Origin of the sequence: Shewanella sp. 10N.286.54.B9 (genome assembly GCF_041468565.1) — a bacterium.
Lineage (GTDB): Bacteria > Pseudomonadota > Gammaproteobacteria > Enterobacterales > Shewanellaceae > Shewanella.
Genome location: NZ_JBFRIY010000050.1, coordinates 1 through 24628 on the forward strand (window position 1 = coordinate 1; position 24628 = coordinate 24628).

The following is a 24628-nucleotide window of genomic DNA, read 5'->3' on the forward strand; positions in this document are numbered from 1 at the left end:
GAGGCCTTCGGTTTCAGGGATGAAACAGCAGAGCGGCCATGGATGGCGTACAGCGTGCCTCAGCAGTATCTGCACATGCACTGACCGCAGGCCATTGGAGCCACTGCACCTGATGCAGCTTTATAATCACCTCGCTCACAACTACTTTCTGGGAGGCAAAAAAATCCCTCGAACAGAGGCTCGAGGGGAAAGGTATCTGGAGATTGGTAAGCCATCATTAGTGTGGCTAGCAACTGACGCTGCTAATTTGGGGTTATAACACCACACTAATGCAAACTTATCGGTCAATACGCCTGAGATTAAAAATCAGATCACATTTAATTCAGTAAACGTTTAATAAAGCCATTGGAACCACCTTTGTTAAGTCATCCCAATAACCCAATTGAATACCACAAACCCGACAAAAGATACTAACTCTAAGCGTTAGCCATACTTAGCAATGCAACTGTTGCTCTACAGCAACAGCCAAGGCCACACTTGCGCCGACCATAGGGTTATTACCCATGCCGATAAAGCCCATCATCGCCACATGGGCGGGTACTGATGAGCTACCAGCAAACTGCGCGTCGGCGTGCATCCGACCCATGGTGTCGGTCATACCGTACGAGGCGGGGCCAGCGGCAACATTATCTGGGTGTAACGTGCGTCCTGTGCCGCCGCCTGATGCAACTGAGAAATAGGGCTTAGCTTGGTTAATACGCTCAGATTTATAAATACCTGCGACTGGATGCTGAAAGCGGGTGGGGTTAGTGGAGTTACCGGTAATGCTCACGTCCACATCGGCATAATGCATGATGGCAACGCCCTCACGTACATCATCGGCGCCAAAGCATAAGATTTCACCGCGCTGGCTGTCGGAGAAGCGTTTGCGATTCACTTCATGCAGCTGACCTGTTTGGTAATCAAATTGGGTGCGTACATAGGTAAAACCATTAATACGTGATATGAGGTAGGCGGCATCTTTGCCTAAGCCGTTGAGAATGACTGTTAGTGGTGACTGGCGAGATTTGTTGGCGTTGAGGGCAATTTTTATCGCGCCTTCGGCGGCGGCAAAAGATTCATGTCCGGCTAAAAAGCAGAAACATTGAGTCTGTTCGCTCAGCAATCTGGCCGCTAATGCGCCATGACCTAAGCCTACTTGGCGCTGGGCGGCGACACTACCGGTCTTACAAAATGCCTGCAGTGCCTCACCAATGTTGCTGGCAGCCAGTGTGGCTGAATTATCCTTGGTCGCCAAGGCTCTATGTAGTGCTAACGCGGTACCTAACGTGTAGGCATCGCAAGCATTGTCAAAGGCGATAGGTTGAGTGTCTAAGACCATTTGGGGAGCGTCGATACCGCGCTGCAGGCAAAATTCATTGGCCTCTGCAATAGAGCTTAGTTGCATTTCATTAAGTAAGGTTTCGATTTGAGTGTTCATTGCTAGCTCCTCTATTAGGCTTGACGTGGGTTGACAGTGGTTACGGCATCATTAAAACGGCCATAAGTGCCGGTGGCTTCGGTTGCGGCGGTATCTGGCGCAGTGCCCTCATTCATCAGTGCCATCATTTTGCCTAAGTTGAGGTAGCGATAACCAATAACCTCACCGTCGCCGTCGAGTGCGATCTGAGTGACATAACCTTCTGCTAACTCCATATAGCGCACACCTTTGGCGTTAGTGGAGTAGCTCGTGCCGACTTGGCTGCGTTGGGTTTTGCCTAAATCCTCCAGCGCAGCACCTATCTCAAGGCCATCTTCTGAAAATGCCGATTGCGTGCGGCCATAAACAAACTGCAGGAAGATCTCACGCATCGCCACGTTAATGGCGTCGCACACTAAGTCGGTATTAAGTGCTTCGAGTATGGTCTTGCCGGTGATGATTTCTGCGGCCATTGCGGCGGAATGGGTCATGCCTGAGCAGCCGATGGTTTCGATTAGCGCTTCTTCGATGATCCCTTGTTTGACGTTTAAAGTCAGTTTAGCGGCGCCTTGTTGTGGCGCGCAGGCTCCCACGCCATGACTCAAGCCTGAAATGGCGATAACATCCTTGGGATTGAGCATATACCCTTCAATGGGGATTGGCGCTGACGCATGTAAATCGCCCCGCTGAATCGGGCACATAGATTGAATTTCTGAAGAGTATTGCATAGTGTTTTCCTAATTAGATGCTAGGAAAACAAGAAAGCGGAGATAGTGACTGATTGGGCATGTCCCACAGAAATACGCTGACAATAATTGTTGTCATCTCAGGCTAACCTGTTTTCGATTCTGTAGGAGTCATCAGCCAAATTGGCGGTTAAGTCGGTGGCACTCCATCACCTGCAAAGTTGACTAATCAACCTTTCGCTAAAGTATAGATGACGCGAGTAAGCGGATTAGTGACCGTGGTCGCATTTTGATCAATCTTTGTTTTTAGTCAATGGGATCGATGCAGAGGCGTGTGATTGCTGCTTTCTATTGTATTTATCTTTGATTACGGCAATATAAATAGTGATTAAGGAGAACTAAACATGGAAGAAAAGTCGCTTTCAGCCGTTGATGCGCAGCAACGCGTTGATCAAGTTCATGGGTTTCAGCAAGAGTTGCAACAGTTAGAGCGTGACGATGTCGTGACGTTATCAGTTGAGCAGAAAAGTGAGCTTGATCGTTATCATCAGCAGTTATTAAATGGTTTAACGGCTAGCTTTGATGTTGATATTAATCATCGCTCAAAGCAATTATCGTTAGGGATGAAAATCGCCTCAATGCTAGGTGCGCTAGCAATGGCTACCAGTCTATTTTTTCTGTTCTACCAGTTCTGGGGTTACATTAGCACGCCACTACAAGTCGCCATTTTAGTGGTGGCACCGGTGTTACTGTTAATGTTGTCGTTAAAGCTTGCACAAGCTGAACAGAGTGCCTATTACTCCAAGATAGCAGCGTTGGTCAGCCTTGCCTGCTTTGTGCTTAATCTGTCGATGTTGGGGCAGATCTTTAATATTACCCCGTCGCCCAATGCGTTTGCTGTTTGGTCTGCATTTGCCTTTTTATTAGCTTACGCCTGTAATGCGCGCTTACTGCTGTTCTTCGGTATTGTTAGTCTCAGTGGCTTTATTGCCATGAAACTGGGCAGTTGGTCGGGCATGTATTGGATAAGCTTTGGTGAAAGACCTGAGAACTTTTTTGTGCCCAGCTTGATTATCTTCATCTTGCCGCAGTTTATCTCGCAAAGAGCGTTCACTGGCTTTGAGTCCATCTATAGGGTGACGGCGATGATCATGCTGTTCTTGCCAATGCTGATCTTATCGAATTGGGGTGATATTAGTTATTTAGATTGGGACGCTGAAGTCGTTGAAGGTGTCTACCAAGTCAGTGGCTTTGTCATTTCAGCCGCTGCTATTTGGCTCGGGGTTAAGCGCCAATGGGGGGCGGTCACGAATACTGGCAACGTGTTCTTTATCTTGTTCCTCTATACCAAGTTCTTTGATTGGTGGTGGCAGTGGATGCCGAAATACATATTCTTCTTCATTCTGGGCTTGTCTGCATTGTTAGCGCTGATGGTGTTTAAGCGCATTCGTTCAAGTAGTTTATATAACCCTAGCCAAGGAGGCGCATTATGAAAAAGTACTTATGGATGGGGTTGTTGCTGTTGATTGGCAGCAATCTTGTGGCACTTGCAGGCGTGGCATACAACAGGCTGAATGAGGTCGCTGCAGCAGTCACTTTAACCGAAAGAGAGTTGCAGCTTCCCTATAACAGTAGCGCGCAACAAGAGAACTCGGGGTTGTCTTTGCAGATTGTATGGCGCTCCCCTTCGGCTGAGGACGAGGCTTATCAGCCTTACAATGCTAAAGAGAGCCGTTTAAGCAAAGAGCAAGTGCTAGCCCTCGGGTTTGAATTACCCGATGAAGGCTATTATGGCGTGCAGTCGCAACCGCTATATTGGGCTCTGGAGTTTGATGGTGCTCTGCATGATGCTGAAGTGGTTAAGGCTGAACAGCGTTACCACAAAGCGCTCGCCACTTATAATGCACAGCCGAATGAAGATAATACTCGTTTAAAAGATGATGCTTTCGACTTTTTGGAAAAAGAGAAGCTAACCAATAGCAGGTTGTTTTTTGTCAAAGCTGCTGCAGACTATCAATCGCTTGCCACGGAGTTTGCAGGCCAAGACAATATGATCTTTGTCAAAGGGCTTACTAAGCCTTATTACCATCAAAATAGCGATAGTTATGGTTTGTCTTTGAATCAATTGCTGGTCAATCATATTATGGTACCGCTGGCTGATACCAAGCCGCTTAAAGGCTTATCGAGATTGGGCTATCGAGATATTACTGCACCGCGCTATAGGGTTGAAGTGAAATGGGGCAGCCGTTTAGAGCCGTGGATAGTTGCTGTGACGGCAGACTAATGGTGCTTAGTTTAATTTACAAAAACTGACCCACTAACCTCTGAAAAAAACTATCATAGGCCAAGTCAGTGTTAGTGGGTGAGAAGGTAATTGGTGAAACAGCTAGATTTCAATTTATTGCGAGTGTTAGAGGTACTGCTTGAAGAGCAAAGTGTAACAGCAGCTGCATCGAGATTACACTTGAGTCAGTCAGCGGTGAGCAAGCAGTTAAATAAGCTGCGAGAGACCTTTGATGATCAACTGTTTGAGCGCACCGCTTATGGCTTAAAAGCTACCCCTAGGGCACTGCAGTTAGCGCCTGAACTGCGTGAAGTATTACAACGACTTGACCAGTTCACCCGGCCTAATAGCTTTGAGCCTGCCGATAGTCAGCGCCGCTTTCGTATGCATTTAGTTGAAACATCTTACTCATTAGTCTTTCCGCACTTTGTACCCACTTTACTCAATCAGGCGCCACAGGTGAGCATTAATAGCCAAACTTGGGCGACTGACAGTATGGATAAACTGTTGCGCTGCGAAATTGATCTAGGGATCATCTGCCGTGAGTGGGATAAGCGCTCTTTACTGCACATGAATAACCTCCCCGACGAGCTAGGTTACGCAGAGCTTATCCGTGATTATCCAGTTTGTCTTGTGCGGCAAGGACATTCGCTACTTAACGAGCATTGGGATCTCGATACCTTTTTAAAGTATCGTCACCTGCAAGTGACCTTCGGTGGTTTGGAGCATTGGCTACTGGATGATGTACTACGACTAGAGCATCTTCAGCGTGATATTGCGGTTAATATGACAGACTTTAATAGTGCTTTAGATCTGTGTCACCACAGTGATTTGATCTTATGCGCGCCGAAAAAATACGTGATGCACATGCTACCCGGCCATGATTTAGTTTGTCTGGATGTGCCTGTGCATGTTGAACCTGGCGCTTATGTGCTGGTTTGGCACAAGCACTTTAATTTAGACCCAAGTCATAGCTGGCTGCGTAATCTAATGATTGATGGTGTGCGTGCTCATTCAAGCAATGATGACAAGCTCTCAGCTAGATAGCTTCTAAAAATGCACTGATTACGGGTTCTTGCACCCGCTTTTCTCTACAGCAACAACCTAGCTCAAACGGCGGGATAGCAATTGGCGAGGCCAGCAATTGAATGCGGTCTCGTACTGGGCTGTTATTAATCACCACTTCTGGGGTAATGCTCACGCCACACCCCAGTGCCACCATAGAGGTTATCGCCTCTTGGCCAGAGACTTGGGCATAGATATTAGGCGTAAGACCCAGTGCTTTAAACCAGTTATCGATACGTTTACGCCCGGGGCCATGCTCCGGCACGATAAAGGGTAGCCTGTCCCAAGGGATGTAAGATTCGGTTAGTAACTCTTGTACTTGGCAGCGAAAAGTCGGTGCGATAATCGACAATGGCACGTCGTCTATTTTGGCAAAATGCAGATTTTCAGGAAAGGGATCTGGCAGCGCGGCAATCGCAATATCAGCGCGGTTATTACGAATTTCATTAACCGCATTAGCGGCATCACCTGTGGTTAGGGCGATTTCAACTAATGGATGTTCACGCCTAAAGCGGTCGAGCAAACCGGGTAGGTGACTATAAGCTGCGGTGACCGAGCAATATAGATTAAGCCGTCCTCTGAGCAAGTCTTGCTTAGGGTCGATTTTGGTTTTCAGTTTGCTCCAATGGTCGAGTGTCAGCTCGGCAAAGTGGCGATATTCAATGCCGGCACTGGTTAAAGTGACACTGCGATTATCACGCTGAAATAGCTGGGCACCCACTTCTTCTTCCAACCTTTGCATGGCCCGGCTCAGTGTTGACGGACTCACATGCATCGCTTGGGCGGTGCGAGCAAAATGCAAACTATCAGACAGATGTAAATAGAGTTTGATGGTGCGAATATCCAAATTTTTCATCCTCTGTCAGTAGCATTCACAGTGAGTAACTGTTAGGTCGGCATCGAATACCTATGTTGCACAAAACGCAACGTCATGTTCCGAATATATCATTTTAAGCAATGAAAAGCTTGCGCTATAGTGATCTCAATCACAGCTTAGCTCGCGCTTGAGCAAGCCCGTTTAAATATCCAGAATCAAGGTGGTATATCAGATGGCTAACTATTTTAACTCTCTGAATTTGCGTCAACAACTAGAACAGCTGGCTCAATGCCGCTTTATGGATCGCAGTGAGTTCAGTGAAGGCTGTAATCATATCAAGGGTTGGAATATTGTCATCCTTGGTTGTGGTGCACAAGGTTTAAACCAAGGTTTGAACATGCGTGACTCAGGCTTGAACATCTCTTTTGCACTACGTGAGCAAGCGATTAACGAGAAACGTGAATCTTACCAGAAAGCAACTGGCAACGGTTTCCGCGTAGGCACTATCGAAGAGCTAATTCCTGATGCTGATTTGGTATTAAACCTAACACCTGATAAGCAGCACACTAACGCTGTAAACACGGTTATGCCATTGATGAAGCAAGGTGCGACATTGTCTTACTCGCACGGCTTTAACATTGTTGAAGAGGGTATGCAGGTTCGTCCAGATATCACTGTCATCATGGTTGCACCTAAGTGCCCAGGTACTGAAGTACGCGAAGAGTACAAGCGTGGCTTTGGTGTACCAACACTGATTGCTGTTCACCCAGAAAACGATCCTAAAGGCGAAGGTTTCGATATTGCTAAGGCATATGCAAGCGCAACCGGTGGCGACCGTGCTGGTGTATTGCACTCATCTTTCATCGCTGAAGTTAAGTCTGACTTGATGGGTGAGCAAACTATTCTTTGTGGCATGCTGCAAACTGGTGCCATTTTGGGTTACGAGAAAATGGTTGCCGACGGCGTTGAGCCAGGCTATGCGGCTAAGCTTATTCAGCAAGGCTGGGAAACCACTACCGAAGCGCTTAAGCACGGCGGTATTACCCACATGATGGATAGACTGTCTAACCCAGCTAAAATCAAAGCTTTTGAGATGGCTGAAGAGTTGAAAACGATTCTTCGTCCACTATTTGAAAAGCACATGGATGACATCATCGGTGGCGAGTTCTCTAAAACCATGATGGAAGACTGGGCGAACGATGATGCGAACCTACTGAAGTGGCGCAGCGAAACTAACGAAACTGCTTTCGAAAATGCGCCGCAAACTGATGAGCAGATTGACGAGCAGACTTACTTTGACAAAGGCATCTTCTTAGTTGCGATGATCAAAGCTGGTGTTGAGCTTGCGTTCGACACTATGGTTGCTGCTGGTATCGTTGAAGAGTCAGCTTACTATGAGTCACTGCATGAAACGCCGCTAATTGCTAACACCATTGCGCGTAAGCGTCTGTACGAAATGAACGTGGTTATCTCGGATACTGCTGAGTACGGTTGTTACCTATTTAATCACGCTGCAGTGCCAATGTTACGTGACTATGTTGCCAACATGTCGCCTGAGTTCCTTGGTGGCGGCTTGAAAGATAGCGGCAATGGCGTTGATAACGTGCGTCTTATCGAAGTTAACGAAGAGATCCGCGGTACTGCCGTTGAGTTTATCGGTGCAGAGCTTCGTGGTTATATGACCGAAATGCAACGTATCGTCGAAGAAGGCTAATTTATTTGTGACTTGCCTGTGGCTTTTAATCGTTGCAGGCAAGGCCTAAATATCTCCCATTAAGAGCACAGATAAAGTTTTCAATAAAACATTAACGATTAACACCTTAGTGACAATAAAGAGAGGCGGCAGTCAGTTATTATTACACCGAGTTGCTAGCGCTAACTTTGAGGCTAATGCTTGAATGTTATTAATGATGCAAAAGTTTTCATTGTGTTTTTTATTCGCTTTGTGGTAAATCTTAATGGTGGTCTGATTGATAAAGACCGATACCGAATTTAAGCAAACACCTTATTAGGAATACAAGTCGCGTATGTTTAACCAAGCTGCCCAAATTATTATTGTGATTATTACCGTGGTGATTATTAAATCACAGCGGGGGCAGCGCATGCTAAATCGACACACCTAATTAGGTTTAAGATTGCAAACAACCCCCGCTCCGAAAGGAACGGGGGTTTTTTCGTTTAAGGGCCGACCAAAATAATTGAGCGTCGTCATTAATAACCGAGTTATCGAAACATTGAGTAGTGGAGCAAGAGCAGATGGAACAAGGGCAGATGATACGGGGCGCCGACGCAGTAATAAAAGCGATAGCCGCGCATGGCGTGACCACAGTGTTTGGTTACCCTGGTGGCGCTATTATGCCTATTTACGATGCCCTCTATGGTAGCCCGGTAGAGCATCTGTTAAGCCGTCACGAACAAGGCGCAGCATTTGCCGCAGTTGGCTACGCCAGAGCAAGTGGCAAAACGGGAGTTTGCTTTGCCACCTCAGGCCCTGGAGCGACCAACCTTATCACCTCACTGGCAGATGCATTGCTCGATTCAGTGCCTGTCGTGGCAATCACAGGTCAGGTTTCAACCGCCGTTATCGGCACTGATGCGTTTCAAGAGATAGATGTGCTCGGTATGTCACTGTCTTGCACCAAACACAGCTTTATGGTCACTAGCGTTGAAGAGCTAGTGCCGACGCTATATCAAGCCTTTGAAATTGCAGCTTCGGGTCGTCCAGGCCCTGTATTGGTTGATATCCCGAAAGATATTCAAATCGCGTTGATGGAGTACAAGACGCCATTGCAAGCAGCACTGCCAGAACCAGAACATACTCCTAGCCAAATAGATGCAGCAAAAGCACTGCTGGCAGAATCTAAGCAGCCTATGCTGTATGTGGGCGGCGGGGTCGGCATGGCCAGTGCTGTTGAGCCATTGAGACAATTTATAGCGGCAACCAGTATTCCGTCGGTAGCGACATTAAAAGGGCTTGGCGCTATCAGCTATGAGACTCCAGGTTACTTGGGGATGCTTGGTATGCATGGCTCAAAAGCGGCAAATTTGGCGGTGCAGCAATGCGATTTGTTGATTGTTGTTGGTGCACGTTTTGATGATCGGGTCACTGGGCGTTTAGCATCATTTGCTGAGAATGCCAAAGTACTGCACCTAGATATTGACGCCGCTGAGCTAGGTAAATTGAGAATGCCTGAGGTAGCAATAGCAGGCGATTTGCGCCAGATCCTACCTGCACTAAGCCAACCAATGCAGATAGCGGATTGGCAAGCAGAAGTCGCCGCATTAAAAGTACAGCATCAATGGCGTTACGACCGTCCAGGTGAGCTTATTTATGCGCCCGCGATGCTGAACCGTTTGGCACAAAAATTACCACAAGATAGCGTCGTTGCCTGTGATGTGGGTCAGCACCAAATGTGGGTTGCCCAGCACATGTACTTTAGACGCCCAGAAGATCATCTTTCAAGCGCCGGACTTGGCACTATGGGCTTTGGTTTACCTGCGGCGATTGGCGCTAAAGTTGCTCGTCCAAATGCGGCAGTGGTTGCGGTGTCGGGTGACGGTTCATTCATGATGAATGTGCAGGAGCTTACCACCATTAAACGTAAGCGTTTGCCAGTTAAAATACTGCTGGTGGACAACCAAAAACTTGGCATGGTTAAGCAGTGGCAGCAGCTATTCTTTGAAGAGCGTTACAGCGAAACGGATCTGTCGGATAATCCTGATTTTGTCAAAATGGCATCAGCCTTTGATATTCCAGGTCGAAACATTACCCAAGCCAGCGAAGTCGAAGCAGGCTTAGATGAAATGCTCAACAGTGAGGGGCCGTTCTTATTGCATGTATCGATAGATGATGCACACAACGTATGGCCGTTAGTACCACCGGGTGCGTCAAATCAAGACATGATGGATGAGATGGAGAAGCAAACATGAGCAATTACGCAATCGCAATCAATGTGCAGCAGCGACCAGAAGTGTTAGAGCGCGTGTTACGTGTCGTCCGCCATCGTGGTTTTAACATTACCAATTTAGTGATGCAGCTCAATGACAATAACACCAGCAGCATCGATATGTCGCTGCAGAGTGACCGAGCCATTGAGTTACTCACTAATCAAATAAATAAACTAATTGATGTACTTGACTGCCAAGTGTTGGCAGGTCAAACAAACATGACAACCGAATCTGCAAAGGGATAAGAATATGGCCGCTAAAACAGCTGAGTTAATCTGGTTCAATGGTGAAATGATGCCTTGGGGTGATGCTAAGGTTCATGTCATGTCTCATGCGCTGCATTACGGTACATCAGTATTTGAAGGGATCCGCGTTTACGACACGCCAAATGGGCCTGCAGGTTTTCGTTTAACTGAACATGTGCAGCGTTTATTTGATTCCGCCAAAATCTACCGTATGCCCATCCCATATAGCTTTGATGAAGTGATGCAAGCATGTAGCGATGCGGTATTGGGTAACGGGTTAAGCAGTGCTTATATTCGACCGCTGGCGTTTTATGGTGATGTTGGAATGGGCATTACGCCTCCCAAAGATGCTCAGTGCGATGTCATGATTGCGGGCTTCCCATGGGGTGCTTATCTAGGTGAAGATAGCATGGACGCGGGTGTTGATGTTGCGGTTACATCATGGAATCGTTTAGCGCCAAATACCATTCCCACTGGTGCTAAGGCGGGTGGAAACTACTTGTCATCGCTACAGGTTTCTACCGAAGCTAAGCGTAATGGTTTTGATGAAGGTATTGCACTTGATACCAATGGTTTAGTCAGTGAAGCGGCTGGCGCCAATATTTTTGTGATCAAGAAAAATAAGATCTACACACCACCGGCCACAGCGGCTATTCTGATGGGATTAACTCGCGATACGATTATCACCTTGGCGCGTGATAAAGGTTTTGAAGTCGTAGAGGAGAACATGTCGCGTGAGTTCCTTTACTTGGCTGACGAAATATTTATGACTGGTACAGCGGCCGAGCTAGTACCAGTGCGCAGCGTTGATAGAATCGATGTCGGTTGTGGTAAACGAGGTGAGATCACCAAGCAGATTCAGCAGAGTTTCTTTGGTCTATTCAATGGCGAGACCGAAGATAAATGGGGTTGGCTGGAGCCTTTAAAAAGCTAACCGCTTCGCGCAATAAATTTTGTTTTGTAGGTCGGGCTTCAGCCCGTCGACAAAAGGGGTTGCTCGATAGTTTGTCGGCATAAATACCGACCTACATCAAAGCTGAAAAAGATTAACGTCAAACATAAAAACTGAGAACGATATCTCAGGCCAATGAATTGAAAAATAGAAGGTAACAATCAGGTGTTTTGCACCTATAACCTTCTCTAAACAAGGATTAAAGCAATGCCAAAATTACGTTCAGCAACCAGTACCGAAGGTCGTAACATGGCGGGAGCGCGTGCGCTTTGGCGTGCTACCGGTGTAAAAGACAATGACTTTGGTAAGCCAATTATTGCTATCTCTAACTCATTTACCCAGTTTGTACCGGGTCATGTTCATCTTAAAGATATGGGCTCACTCGTGGCGGGCGCAATTGAAGAAGCGGGCGGTATCGCCAAAGAGTTTAATACCATTGCGGTTGATGACGGTATCGCTATGGGGCATGGTGGTATGCTCTACAGCCTGCCATCACGTGAGCTAATTGCTGACAGTGTTGAGTACATGGTTAATGCGCACTGCGCCGATGCGCTGGTATGTATCTCTAACTGTGACAAGATCACTCCTGGCATGCTGATGGCTGCTTTAAGACTGAATATTCCAGTGATTTTTGTCTCTGGCGGACCGATGGAAGCGGGCAAGACTAAGCTGTCTGATAAGATTATCAAGCTCGATTTAGTCGATGCCATGGTCGCTGGCGCTGATGATCGCGTATCAGATGCTGACAGTGAACAGATTGAACGTAGTGCTTGTCCAACATGTGGCTCATGCTCTGGCATGTTCACCGCTAATTCAATGAACTGTTTAACTGAAGCCCTTGGTTTATCACTGCCAGGTAATGGCTCAATGCTCGCGACTCATGCTGATCGTCGCGAACTGTTCTTAGAAGCGGGTCGTCGCATTATGGACTTGGCTACTCGTTACTACCGTGACGATGATGAGTCTGCACTGCCGCGTAACATCGCTAACTTTAATGCGTTTGAAAATGCCATGACGCTTGATATCGCTATGGGCGGTTCAAGTAACACGGTACTGCATCTAATTGCAGCAGCAATTGAAGCTGAAGTTGATTTCACCATGGACGATATTGATCGCTTGTCTCGTCTGGTGCCGCATCTGTGTAAAGTTGCACCTTCGACGCCAAAATACCATATGGAAGATGTACACCGGGCTGGTGGCGTGATGGGTATTTTGGGCGAGCTTGATAGAGCTGGGCTGTTACATAACGACGCCTATCATGTGGCTGGTAGTAACTTGGCTGAAGTATTGGCTAAATATGATATTGCCCAAAGTAAAGATGCAGCGGTACATAAGTTCTTCTCAGCTGGCCCTGCTGGAATTCCAACCACCAAAGCCTTTAGCCAAAGTTGCCGCTGGGATAGCGTTGATGTCGACCGTGAAGCAGGCTGTATCCGTACTCGTGAATTTGCTTTCAGCCAAGAGGGTGGCCTTGCCGTTCTGTCAGGTAACGTCGCGCTCAATGGTTGTATTGTAAAAACAGCGGGTGTCGAAGAGGAAAACCATACCTTTATCGGTAGTGCTCGGGTGTATGAGAGTCAAGACGATGCCGTTGCTGGTATTTTAGGTGGCGAAGTCGTAGAAGGTGACGTAGTGGTTATTCGTTACGAAGGCCCGAAAGGCGGCCCTGGTATGCAAGAGATGCTATACCCAACCAGCTACCTTAAATCGCGTGGTTTAGGCACTAAATGTGCGCTGATTACCGATGGTCGTTTCTCTGGTGGTACGTCAGGTTTATCGATTGGTCACGTTTCGCCAGAAGCGGCAGCGGGCGGCACTATCGCCTTGGTTAAAACCGGTGACAGAATTGAGATAGACATTCCTGCACGTTCTATCAAGTTGGCTATTAGTGATGTTGAGTTGGCTGCGCGTCGCACTGCGATGGAAGCACTCGGCAAAGATGCTTGGAAGCCACTTGGACGTGTTAGACAGGTGTCGATGGCACTTAAAGCTTATGCGTTACTTGCCACCAGTGCCGATAAAGGTGCAGTGCGCGATACCAGTAAACTGGGCTAAAAAGAGGTAGTTTATGTTGGCGTTAGCATCACAATCACAACTGGATCTGGCCCACTATTATTTACAGAAGATCTTACTGTCTTCTGTTTATGATGTAGCGAAGGTAACCCCGCTTGCTAGCCTTAATAAGCTGTCGGCACGTATAGGTTGTCAGGTATTTTTAAAGCGTGAAGATCTGCAGCCTGTGCACTCTTTTAAGCTGCGCGGCGCTTACAATAAGATTGCCGAACTGAGCAAAGAAGAGTGTGAGTGTGGAGTGGTGTGTGCCTCTGCGGGTAACCACGCGCAAGGGGTGGCCATGTCAGCTGCCGCTCGTGGTATAAGCGCGGTTATTGTGATGCCTGAAACCACCCCCGACATTAAAGTTGATGCAGTAAGGCGCTTAGGCGGCGAAGTGGTATTGCATGGCCAAGCGTTTGATCAAGCTAATGCTTATGCACAAAACCTATCTAAGACAGAAGGGCGGGTGTATGTGGCACCGTTTGATGATGAAGCGGTGATTGCCGGCCAAGGCACGGTGGCACAAGAGATGGTGCAGCAACAGCGTGATCTGGAAGTGGTGTTTGTGCCTGTGGGTGGCGGCGGTTTAATCGCGGGGATTGCCGCCTATTACAAAGCGGTGATGCCCCAAGTTAAAATCATCGGTGTAGAGCCCGAAGACTCAGCATGTTTAAAGGCGGCGCTCGATGCCGATGAACGTGTGGTGCTGCCACAAGTGGGTCTATTTGCTGATGGCGTTGCGGTTAAGCAGATAGGCGCTGAACCTTTCAGGCTCGCTCGTGAATATGTTGATGATGTGATTACGGTTACCTCAGATGAAATTTGTGCCGCAGTTAAAGATATTTTTGAGGATACTCGCGCCATTGCCGAACCTTCGGGGGCATTGTCGCTGGCGGGCCTTAAAAAGTACGTGGGCAATAATGGTAGCGGCGAGAAGGTTGCCGCGATTCTAAGCGGTGCTAACGTTAACTTTCATGGTTTGCGTTATGTGTCGGAGCGTTGCGAACTGGGTGAGCAAAAAGAGGCTATTTTGGCGGTTAAAGTGCCAGAGCGTCCGGGGATCTTCCTACGTTTTTGCGAGCTGCTGGGTAAGCGAGCAATGACAGAGTTTAACTATCGCTTTAGCAGCAGAGATAAAGCAGTGGTGTTTGCTGGTATTCGTTTATCAGAGGGACAAACAGAAGTTGATGAGATCATAGCTAACCTTGAGTCTGAAGGTTTTGGGGTGCAAGATCTGTCGCAAGATGAAACAGCTAAATTGCATGTGCGTTATATGGTTGGCGGTCACCCGCCTGAGCCGTTAGAGGAGCGCTTGTTTAGTTTTGAGTTCCCCGAACATCCTGGCGCTCTGTTTAAGTTTCTAACCACCTTGCAGAGTAAATGGAATATCAGCTTATTCCATTACCGCAATCATGGTGCCGCTTACGGCAGAGTGTTAGCTGGCTTTGAAGTGCCTGAGTGCGATAACCTTGCTTTTCAGCAGTTTTTGACTGAGCTTGGCTTTATCTATCAAGAGGAAACGAACAGTCCAGCTTATAAGCTGTTTCTAGATAATCGTGATTGATAACCAACGAAAGGACGCATGAGCGTCCTTTTTTATATGTGTTACTACTGGGTAAGACTTAATCAACCTCATTCACAGCTTAATCATTTTCGAGTAGACAAATATCCCCTTAATTCTGCCACTTAAGACTGTTTGACTATAGTTTTACTGCTTGTTTTGTAATATGGTCTTATACCAAATAACAATAATATTGATAGCCATACTCTAGCCAGCAACAGGCTTTTGTTTAGGACAAATCAATCGGCAGTTCAGTCTTAACTACAGCAAAGTATTTGTTTCTAAGGAAATGTAATGTTAATAGCACCCTATATCGAACCGTTTAATCCACCGCGCAGAGTGCTGATGGGACCGGGGCCTTCAGACGTTTACCCAGAGGTACTCGCAGCCCAGGCAAAGCCGACTATTGGTCATCTAGATCCACTATTTGTAGGCATGATGGATGAACTAAAATCTCTGATCCAATATGCATTTCAAACCAAAAATGAGATGACATTAGCAGTGTCAGCGCCAGGCAGTGCTGGTATGGAAACCTGTTTCGTGAATCTCGTTGAGCCGGGCGAAAAAGTGATTGTCTGCCGCAATGGTGTGTTCGGTGAGCGTATGCGCCAGAACGTCGAACGTGTCGGCGGCGTAGCGGTAATGGTCGATAACGAGTGGGGCGAAGCTGTCTCTGTCGATGATGTTGCCAATGCATTAGCTGAAAACCCAGATGCTAAATTCCTTGCCTTTGTGCATGCAGAGACCTCAACAGGTGCATTGTCAGATGCTAAAGCTCTATGTGCGCTAGCTAAGCAGCACGGTTGTTTATCGATTGTGGATGCCGTCACCTCACTGGGTGGTGTAGAGCTTAGAGTTGATGAGTGGGGCATTGATGCTATCTATTCTGGCAGTCAGAAATGTCTCTCTTGTGTACCTGGTTTGTCACCAGTGTCATTCTCACCCAAAGCCGTTGACAAGATGAAAGCGCGTAAGACGCTAGTGCAGAGTTGGTTCCTCGATCAAACACTGGTGATGGGCTACTGGACGGGCGAGAGCGGCGGTAAACGTAGCTATCACCATACTGCGCCAGTAAATGCACTGTATGCGCTGCATGAATCGCTGCGTTTGTTGTCGCTTGAAGGGCTAGAGCATGCATGGCAACGTCATGCGGATATGCATCAGGTATTGCGCCATGGTCTTCAGCGCCTTGGGCTTAAATTTGTAGTGGCTGAAGCGGATAGATTACCGCAGCTAAATGCGGTGTATATTCCTGAAGGGATCGATGATGCCAAAGTACGTAAACAGCTACTTGAAAACTACAATTTGGAGATTGGCGCAGGGCTTGGAGCCTTAGCTGGCAAAGCATGGCGAATCGGCTTGATGGGCTATGCCGCCCGCCGTGAAAACGTCGCGTTGTGCATTAAAGCCTTGGATGAAGTATTGGTTCAGCCTGCTTAAACAGGTTTGCAGCTGCATCTTAAACTAGCAAGAATATAACAGGCCGCTCAGGATTAATGAGCGGCCTGTTCATGTGTCGATATTACCGTCCACCGCCGGTGTGACTCCCGAAGCCGATTGCCTGGGAATCCGTGATATTTGGGTTATTACCAACTTGAGCTTGCTGCTTTTTAGTGAAGTAGTCTTCTCGATTGATATAAATAGCCATAGTAGCCCCAATTATCGGCACTAACCATATGAATAGAGTTTGATATATTCGCCTTTGTTTAACTTCAAAATGGGTATTCCAAACAATATAAGTGGCAATACTATTTAGAATGAACAACACGCTAAGAATGATTAATAGATATATGAATGTCATTTCCATTTACTAAGCCTTTGCTAAACATAATGCCCGTATAGGTATCTAGCTTATATCAAAGTGGCTCATCATTTCACCTTTTAACAGCGCTAAAGAATCTAGCTTTATGAACTCCATAGTATCGGCAAACAAAAATCCCCGCATATAGCGGGGAACCATTGAAACAATGCGCAATCGTTATTTGCTAAACAACTGCATGATAATCACGATAATCAATAGCGGGCAAACAAACTTCACATACACTGGCCATAGCTTCCAGAACAAGCTGTCGGCTTTAACGTCATCCTGGGCAGCAATGGAACTGATTAACTTATTGCGGTTCCACACCCAGCCCAAGAAGATAGCAATGCCTAAGGCGATCAAGGGTTGAGCTCGCTCAGTGGTCATGGTGATCATAAAGCCAAACAGCGCGCTGAAGTTAAATACCACCACCATAGATAAAATCGCAATGACTGCGCCAACAAGTAAAGTGGCTTTGTCGCGACTTAAGTTAGTCTTCTCAACAATATAACTGGTAGGAACTTCAACAATCGAGATAGCTGAGGTAAGTCCTGCGATAGTCATTAACATGAAAAAGATGATAGCGAGTAAGTATTGACTGACGCCGCCTAAGGTCTCAAAAAGTGCTGGCAATACAGTAAACACTAAGGTGTCTGAATTGAGCAGACTGCCGTCTTCTGCAAAAATGTGCACACCATTATGTTGAGCAACATACATGGCAGGTATCACCATTAATGCCGCGAGAAAGGCGACACTGGTATCGGTTAAGGTGACATAAGCGGTCAGTTTGCCTAGATCTTCCTTTTGACTCAAATAAGCGCCGTAAACCATCATGGCACCGGTTCCTATGGTGAGTGAGAAGAAGGTTTGTCCTAGGGCGCCAACTAATACCTCGGCCTCAAAGATGCGGCTAAAGTCAGGAACCAGCAGTACTTCAAGACCTTGCATGGCTCCAGGCTGAGTTAAAATATAACCTACGCCCGCAACTAAGATGATTAGTAGCATCGGCATAAGGCGTTTTGACCAGCGCTCAATCCCTTGCTGTACGCCTTGGCGGATCACCAAAATTACCATGGCGATAAAGATAAGCGTAAATACAAGGTTGCGCGATAGTGAGAAGTCCATTAGCCAGGCTGCAATATCACTCTGACCAGTGACCTGCGCCACAGGTGCTAGCGCAAAGCTAACAAACCAGCCGGATAGAATACTGTAGAAGGTACAGATTAACGTGGCGGTGATGATCGAGATAAAGCCGATGGATTTACCGATTTTTTTAGCTATTGGGCTAGTGGCAACTTTGGCCATAGCGTCAGCAGGGTTTGTTTGACCATGGCGACCTATCATCAATTCTGCTAATAGCATAGGGTAGCCGAGTAGTAGGATCAGGAAAAGGTATACCAGTAGAAATGCGCCGCCACCGTGGGTGGCTGCTTGGGTTGGAAATCCCCAGATATTACCCACACCAACTGCGCTGCCTGCTGCAGCCATGATGAAGCCAATTCTAGAACTGAAGTGCCCCTGTTTTACTGTACTCATACCTAATCTCGAACCATTGAAAGAGCGCGCATAATAGAGCTTTAACTCAATAGGTCAACGCAAAAACTATTCGGTAAATACTTAAGTAACGATAATAAAGCGCTTTAAAAGGCATTCAATTAAGATTTATAGTTGCTATTGCCAGTTTTTTCGAGACTATTATGCGCTGAAAAATGTTTGGCATCAGCGCTACGCAATTTAATCATTTTTGAATTAGTTAGCAAAGTGCGACCGAATCCACAGATTATAGTCGCAACAGAGGAGAATGCTGTTAACTGAGACTTGTTAATCTGCAGACTGAGGTAATGGAATTTGAGTTTGGTTTTTAACCTGTTTTAGCACAAAGCTTGAGTGCACACCGGCGATTTTTTCATTGGTGGTTAGTTTGTCGAGTAGGAATACTTTGAATGCTGGCATATCTTTTACTAGCACTTTGAGTTGGTAATCGGCATCGCTACCTGTTAGCAGGCAGCACTCTTGCACTTCATCGTATGAAGCGACCGTTGCTTCGAAGTTTTCCAGTGTTTCGCTGGAGTGTTTTTCAAGGCGAACGTGGATATATGCAGTTAATGCTAAGTCAAAATGTGCCGGACTTAGCAAGGTGGCATAACCCGCTATATAGCCCGCTTCTTCCAGTGCTTTTACCCTGCGAGAACACGGTGAAGGGGAGAGACCCACTTTTTCGGCTAGCTCTTGATTCGACAACTTTCCATGTTGCTGCACCAGCTTAAGAATATGCAGATCAATCTTGTCTAGTTGAAGCTCAGCCATTGGGATCTCTCTTAGAATTTAAGTAATGTCCTAGGGAGGATACCTAAATTCTATTGAAGTTCAAGGTGTTGTGCTGTTTCACTAGTTGTTTGTCGATAGTTTCTGCAGCCAGAGCCTACTTAATATGACCTTTTGTATCACGGCAATACTAGTCAATGCGATTAGGCCACCAATGACTGTTGACGCAAGTACATCTTGTGACCAGTGCATGCCTAACCACATGCGACTTAACCCCATGCTGATAGCCCAACTCAATAGCAGCAATGGCAATAAAGTGTGCCCGGCCAACAGCAGATAAAAGCTAACAACGAGTGCCAGCGTGACCGCGAAAAGCGTGTGACCTGAAGGGAAAGCGTAACCCACTTCGTGCTGCCAATGGCCTTTGATTGCAGGGCTTAGGTTGATATCACTGCGGCTAAGTTCGAGCTGCTCAATGGATTTAGTTAACAACTCACGCTTGTCGGCCTTGTTATGTTGATAAAACTCATTGGTATTAAGCAGTGACTCTTGCGCCATCAGTGCGGCATTGGGTCTAGGTTCGGCAAAGTATGGCTTGAGGAAATGATTCAAACTTAACGTGGTTGCCATGGCGATGGAAACCGCCATTACAAGCCTTAAAAATTCGGCTCTGTTTAGTGATTGGTAACAAGCGATAAGAATAACAATACCGGTGGCTATACCGTACGGTGCAGTGCCTGTGCTGGTTATCCAGTAAAGTAGTTGTGCGAAAGCTGCATCAAGTTCAATACGAGGGAACATGGTTACTGAAAACGCATATAAGCACGCGGGGATAGCCAGTAATACGCACCAGCCAATCAACATGAGTTTGGTACTGGCTTTAATGTTTCGGTGTAAACGGTTCAATAGCAGCCTCGATAAGCAAGATGGTGGCGGTGCAGTCATGTAGGTTTGAGCACGGCAAGATTAATCCTTGATAGCGCACTATGCTAGCCCAACAGCATGAAGTGTAAATTAATCTTGTTTAACTGAAGTGCAAAATGTTTGAAAGGCTTTTGGCAAAGTGCAGGTCTATTGCTGAAACCAGTATTGAATGAGAATAGGAACCGCTTAATGTTTACGTCGCTTAAATCCATAGTTGTTGCCAACAGCGTATTTATATCGCGTTGGTTATTGGGTAGTTTTTTGCTACTTACCGCGGTAACTCGCTTCACTGCTGACGATGTTAGTTATTTTGCTAAACAACTGCAGGCTGTTAACTTGCCTGATCTTCCTTGGTTGTCTGCTGTATTAGGCGTTATGCAGCTTGTCACTTTAGCTGCGCTTATTGTGCCAAGTTATCGTTGGAGCCAGATTATCATCTATGTTTATGCGGGCTTGGCAACGGTGCCGTTGTTGATGATGTTCACCCACCCTGTTTGGATTGATGCCTTAGGGGGCTTTCCCGCCATTGGCGCTGGGCAGGGGTTAATAAAGTACTTAGGAGTAGTTGCTGTATCGCTATTTATCGCTTCTCACTATAGCGGTCATACAAGGATTAATAAGCTGGCGGTTAAGTTAGCGTTGGCTGGGATTTTACTGGTCATGGTGTGGATTGGCGGCATGAAGTTCACTCAAATAGAGGCTGACGGTATTGAAGGATTGATGAGTACTAGTCCGCTATTTAGCTGGATCTATTCACTGTTTAGCGTATTGCATGGATCCTACTTTATCGGCGTGGTTGAACTGTTGGCAGTGATAGGTATTTTACTGGCACCTTGGTCTGGTAAAGCTTATGTTTTTGGTTTGAATATCGCGGCACTGACGTTTGCGGCAACGCAGACTTTTGTTATCACTTTGCCGGGCTATGAGACCAGCTTAGGCTTTCCAGTACTCACGGGCAGTGGTCAGTTCATTGTTAAAGATTTAGCACTACTGGCTTGTTGTGTCATCTTGTTTGCCAAGCATGATGCAATCAAGACGTAGGCTGGTCAATGAGCCAATAAAAAAGCACCTGTGAAGGTGCTTTTTTATTGTGTAACTGAAAACTAGTCTTCAGCGTTAAGCTTTGCTTCAAGTGCATCGACTTGAGCTTGCAGTGCTTCTAGCTTTTCGCGGGTTTTAATCAATACATGTTGCTGTACTTCAAACTCTTCGCGAGAAACGACATCTAGCTTCTGTAACTGATTTTGTAGAACCTGCTTGCTACGCTCTTCAAACTCACCGGCAAACTGCTTGAGTCCTGCAGGTAGGTTATCACTAAGCTGCTTTGCTACATCTTCGATTTTCTTTGGGTTGATCATCTTTAGTATCCGCTAAGGTGCCTGTTTCAATATGTATTGATTGTACCTTAGGGGCTAGCGATTGCCAAAATAATCGCTGTCAAGTTGACGGGTGACTAACCCTTAAAACAAAAGACCCACGTAGATCTAGTTTTTAAGCTAAATAAGCGTGGGTCTTGATTGTGCTGGCAATACGCTATGTATGAGGTTGCAATTCCTCATCAAATACCGGTAGAGGTTCATGTCTCTCGGCAAGGTAGGTATAGATAACAGGCAATACGAACAGGGTAAAAATGGTACCAATGGCTAAGCCCGATACAATCACAAGTCCAATATTAAAGCGTGCTACCGCACCAGCGCCTACTGCAAATAGTAGCGGTATCAGGCCGGCGATCATTGCGGCAGTGGTCATCAAAATAGGACGCAAACGTATGGTTGCCGCATGTTTAATAGCATCTACTTTGCTTAAGCCATTATGCAGTTGCTCCTCTTTCGCCACTTCACACATTAAGATCCCGTGTTTAGTGATAAGACCCACCAAGGTGATCAAGCCGACTTGAGTGTAGATGTTCATCGACGATAACCCCATTACATGGGTCCAGCCTAGCGCGATTAATGCACCACTTATCGCCAGAGGTACCGAGACTAAAATCACTAATGGATCTCTAAGACTTTCGAACTGGCTGGCTAGCACTAAGAAGATAATCGCCAATGCCAGTGCAAAGGTGGCATACAGGGCTGAACCTTCAGTGACATATTGACGTGCTTCACCTAAGAAGTCATAGCTGTAACCTTTAGGCAGTTCGTTATCGCCAATGTTCTGCAAGAAGGCAATTGCATCACCAATGGCGACCCCTGGAGTGGCAACGCCGCCCACTGTTATCGCATTCATCTGGTTAAAGTGTGGCAGCGAGCGCGGCTCTGAGATCATCTCTATATCGACCAAGCTCGATAACGGAATGGAGCGGCCATCTGCTGCGGTAACATAGTAACCATCAAGTGACTCAGGGTTAGCACGGTATTTACGATCTACCTGCGGGATCACCTCATAAGAGCGGCCATCAAGGTTGATACGATTGACGTAACCATCACTCATCATGGTGGTTAGTGTCATGCCAATATCTTGCATAGTGACGCCATAAGTACCGGCTAAGTCACGCTTGATATGGATTTTCATGGTGCCGGAGTCAAATTTAAGGTTTATCTCTGAGTAGACAAATAGTGGACTTTGCTGCACCTTTTCAAGTACACCACTACCAATTTGGAATAGGCTCTCAAACGAAGCTGAACTGGTTATTACAAATTGGATAGGTAATCCGCTAGAAGCGCCTGGTAACTCTGGCATTTGGAAGGTAGTAACCGCCATTCCAGGCACGGTCTTAACTTTGTCACCAAGCAATTTTTGCATCTCTTTTTGGCTCTTATCACGTTCACTCCAAGGCACTAAAGGCGCGATACCAAAGGCTTGGTTAGCATTAGGAACACCAACAAAAGCAAGAGATGCCGCCGCTTCTGGTTGAGCGCTGATCATGTCGGTAACCAGTGCCATATTAGATTGAATGTAATCTAGGTTAGCGCTTGATGGCGCAGTACCCATCATCATCACCACGCTTTTATCTTCATTAGGCGCCAGCTCTGACGGAATAAAGCTGAACATTACCGGTAGTGATGCAAACACGATTACTGCGAATGCTACCATCACAGGGCGATGGTTTAGCACTGCGGTTAACATACGGTTGTAGCGCGTGGTTAAGCCATTGAGAAAGCGCTCAACACCTCGCTCAAATCGATTTGGCTGTGAGTGAGCTTTCAATATTTTAGAGCACATCATCGGTGATAGCGTCAGCGCCACAATACCGGAGATAAATACGGCTCCGGCGAGCGTTAGGGCAAACTCTTTAAACAGTGAGCCAGTAATACCGCCCATTAATGCGATTGGCGCATACACTGCTGCAAGGGTAATGGTCATTGAGATCACTGGCACTGCAATTTCTCGAGTACCGATAATTGCTGCTCTGAAAGGTGTTTCACCTAGCTTGATATGTCGGTCGACGTTTTCCACCACTACGATGGCATCATCCACCACAAGACCAATGGCAAGTACCATTGCCAGTAGTGTCATCAGGTTAAGAGTAAATCCGAACATCTGCATGATGACGGCCACACCAATGAGTGACAGTGGAATGGTGACAATCGGAATGATCACCGCTCTAAATGAGCCCAAAAATAGCGTGATCACCACAATTACAATTAGTGCTGCTTCACCAATGGTTTTTATGACTTCATTGATGGACTCGTCAATCGCTAGTGACGAATCGTACAACACACGCGCTTTCATCGACACCGGCAAGTTACGTGTGATGTCAGGCATCATATTGCGGGCATCTGCAGCCACCACCAGTGGGTTAGCCGTTGGTGTAACATCTAAGGCAACGACAACCGCCTCTTGGCCATCGGCTAGCGCGCGGTATACGTCGTGACTTTTTTCTAGGCTGACATTAGCAATGTCACCGAGACGGATAACTAAACCATCTTTACTGCCAACAACCAGTTTTTCTAGCTCTGCCACAGTCGCGACTTGAGTATCTGCGGTGCCGTTAAATAGGGTGAAGGTGTTATTTGCTTGGCCCACTGCCGATTGGTAGTTATTCGCTTGCAGTACATTCATGACATCGGTAGAAGATAGATTAAAGGCGCCCATGCGCGCTGGATCTAGCCAGATGCGCATAGCGTATTTAATACCGCCATAGAGGTTTACTTTAGCAACACCATCAATGGTAAATAACTCAGGTTTAACGACACGTTCAAGGTAGTCGGTAATTTGGCTTGAGTTAATTTGGTCGCTAAAAAAAGAGATATACAGCACCGAGGTTTGCGAACCCGTCGACATATCTACTGTTGGGTCTTCCGCCTCTTTTGGCAGTTGTGAACGCACTGAATTTACCTTGGCTAAGATATCTGCCAAGGCGCCGTTGGGGTCGGTGTTGAGCTTCATATAGACAGTGATTTTTGAGCTACCCAGAAAACTGTCTGAGGTCATAAAGTCAACGTTGTCAGCTTGGGCTAACGCTTGTTCAAGCGGTTGAGTGATAAAGCCTTGGATTAAGTTAGAGTCAGCACCGTAGTAACTGGTAGTTACCGTGACTACGGTGTTGGTCATTTCTGGATACTCTCGAACCTGCATGCTATTAAGTGAGTAAAAGCCGAGTAGCAGAATGAGAAAGCTAATGGATGCAGCCAGCACGGGCCTGCGGATAAAAATGTCAGTAAAGCGCATAGCTCTATCTCC

Annotated in this window: 19 protein-coding genes and 1 riboswitch; of the genes, 11 read left to right on the top strand and 8 right to left on the bottom strand. The window is 46.6% G+C overall.

Annotation, left to right across the window (positions count from 1 at the left end):
- Positions 1-433: 433 nt before the first annotated feature.
- Positions 434-1420 carry a GGGtGRT protein gene (locus AB4135_RS17245; protein WP_371994704.1) on the bottom strand — a complete coding sequence of 329 codons (987 nt, stop codon included), beginning with the start codon at positions 1418-1420 and terminating at the stop codon, positions 434-436.
- A 14-nt stretch (positions 1421-1434) separates the two neighbouring features.
- Entirely contained in the window at positions 1435-2127 is a 693-nt protein-coding gene (locus tag AB4135_RS17250) for an iron-sulfur cluster assembly scaffold protein (RefSeq protein WP_371994705.1), read from the bottom strand.
- Positions 2128-2243: 116 nt separating this feature from the next.
- Positions 2244-2308, bottom strand: a riboswitch (Fluoride riboswitch).
- A gap of 181 nt (positions 2309-2489) precedes the next feature.
- Here AB4135_RS17250 and AB4135_RS17255 point away from each other — a divergent pair.
- From AB4135_RS17255 to AB4135_RS17265, 3 genes are all read left to right on the top strand, one after another.
- The gene (locus tag AB4135_RS17255) at positions 2490-3578 is read left to right on the top strand and encodes a DUF2157 domain-containing protein (RefSeq protein ID WP_371994706.1); all 1089 of its coding nucleotides are present in this window, start codon (positions 2490-2492) and stop codon (positions 3576-3578) included.
- A complete protein-coding gene (locus AB4135_RS17260; protein WP_371994707.1) occupies positions 3575-4369 on the top strand; it encodes a DUF4824 family protein in 795 nt (264 codons plus the stop codon). The genes AB4135_RS17255 and AB4135_RS17260 overlap by 4 nt, the downstream gene beginning before the upstream one ends.
- 90 nt (positions 4370-4459) lie before the next feature.
- Positions 4460-5416, top strand: a complete 957-nt coding sequence (locus tag AB4135_RS17265; protein WP_371994708.1) for a LysR family transcriptional regulator — start codon at positions 4460-4462, stop codon at positions 5414-5416.
- On the opposite strand, the gene ilvY is transcribed toward AB4135_RS17265, so the two are convergent.
- Positions 5409-6281 carry an HTH-type transcriptional activator IlvY gene (ilvY, locus tag AB4135_RS17270; RefSeq protein WP_371994709.1) on the bottom strand — a complete coding sequence of 291 codons (873 nt, stop codon included), beginning with the start codon at positions 6279-6281 and terminating at the stop codon, positions 5409-5411. The genes AB4135_RS17265 and ilvY overlap by 8 nt on opposite strands.
- A 202-nt stretch (positions 6282-6483) precedes the next feature.
- On the opposite strand from ilvY, the gene ilvC reads away from it, so the two are divergent.
- The 7 genes from ilvC to AB4135_RS17305 all read left to right on the top strand — a co-directional run bounded on the left by ilvC (position 6484) and on the right by AB4135_RS17305 (position 16452).
- Entirely contained in the window at positions 6484-7965 is a 1482-nt protein-coding gene (ilvC, locus tag AB4135_RS17275) for a ketol-acid reductoisomerase (protein WP_371994710.1), read from the top strand.
- Between the two features lie 542 nt (positions 7966-8507).
- Complete coding sequence (ilvG, locus tag AB4135_RS17280) at positions 8508-10181, top strand: acetolactate synthase 2 catalytic subunit (RefSeq protein WP_371994711.1); 1674 nt, start codon at positions 8508-8510, stop codon at positions 10179-10181.
- Positions 10178-10444, top strand: coding sequence for an acetolactate synthase 2 small subunit (ilvM, locus tag AB4135_RS17285; protein ID WP_371994712.1), 267 nt, complete (start codon positions 10178-10180; stop codon positions 10442-10444). Before ilvG ends, ilvM begins: the two co-directional genes overlap by 4 nt.
- A 4-nt stretch (positions 10445-10448) precedes the next feature.
- Positions 10449-11378 carry a branched-chain amino acid transaminase gene (locus AB4135_RS17290; protein WP_371994713.1) on the top strand — a complete coding sequence of 310 codons (930 nt, stop codon included), beginning with the start codon at positions 10449-10451 and terminating at the stop codon, positions 11376-11378.
- A gap of 225 nt (positions 11379-11603) precedes the next feature.
- Positions 11604-13451, top strand: coding sequence for a dihydroxy-acid dehydratase (ilvD, locus tag AB4135_RS17295; protein ID WP_371994714.1), 1848 nt, complete (start codon positions 11604-11606; stop codon positions 13449-13451).
- 13 nt (positions 13452-13464) lie between these two features.
- Complete coding sequence (gene ilvA / locus AB4135_RS17300; protein WP_371994715.1) at positions 13465-15015, top strand: threonine ammonia-lyase, biosynthetic; 1551 nt, start codon at positions 13465-13467, stop codon at positions 15013-15015.
- 291 nt (positions 15016-15306) lie between these two features.
- Positions 15307-16452, top strand: coding sequence for an alanine--glyoxylate aminotransferase family protein (locus tag AB4135_RS17305; RefSeq protein ID WP_371994716.1), 1146 nt, complete (start codon positions 15307-15309; stop codon positions 16450-16452).
- A gap of 538 nt (positions 16453-16990) precedes the next feature.
- Here AB4135_RS17305 and AB4135_RS17310 read toward each other — a convergent pair.
- The 3 genes from AB4135_RS17310 to AB4135_RS17320 all read right to left on the bottom strand — a co-directional run bounded on the left by AB4135_RS17310 (position 16991) and on the right by AB4135_RS17320 (position 19984).
- Positions 16991-18349, bottom strand: coding sequence for a sodium-dependent transporter (locus AB4135_RS17310; protein WP_371994717.1), 1359 nt, complete (start codon positions 18347-18349; stop codon positions 16991-16993).
- A gap of 285 nt (positions 18350-18634) precedes the next feature.
- A complete protein-coding gene (locus tag AB4135_RS17315) occupies positions 18635-19120 on the bottom strand; it encodes an Lrp/AsnC family transcriptional regulator (protein ID WP_371994718.1) in 486 nt (161 codons plus the stop codon).
- 81 nt (positions 19121-19201) lie between these two features.
- Positions 19202-19984: a phosphatase PAP2 family protein gene (locus AB4135_RS17320; protein ID WP_371994719.1), complete on the bottom strand. Its 783-nt coding sequence runs from the start codon at positions 19982-19984 to the stop codon at positions 19202-19204.
- 207 nt (positions 19985-20191) lie between these two features.
- On the opposite strand from AB4135_RS17320, the gene AB4135_RS17325 reads away from it, so the two are divergent.
- The gene (locus AB4135_RS17325) at positions 20192-21043 is read left to right on the top strand and encodes a DUF417 family protein (protein WP_371994720.1); all 852 of its coding nucleotides are present in this window, start codon (positions 20192-20194) and stop codon (positions 21041-21043) included.
- Between the two features lie 62 nt (positions 21044-21105).
- Here the strand turns inward: AB4135_RS17325 and ubiK are convergent, their stop codons facing one another.
- Positions 21106-21360, bottom strand: coding sequence for a ubiquinone biosynthesis accessory factor UbiK (gene ubiK, locus AB4135_RS17330; RefSeq protein WP_248974853.1), 255 nt, complete (start codon positions 21358-21360; stop codon positions 21106-21108).
- A 175-nt stretch (positions 21361-21535) separates the two neighbouring features.
- Complete coding sequence (locus tag AB4135_RS17335) at positions 21536-24616, bottom strand: multidrug efflux RND transporter permease subunit (protein WP_371994721.1); 3081 nt, start codon at positions 24614-24616, stop codon at positions 21536-21538.
- Between the last annotated feature and the right edge of the window lie 12 nt (positions 24617-24628).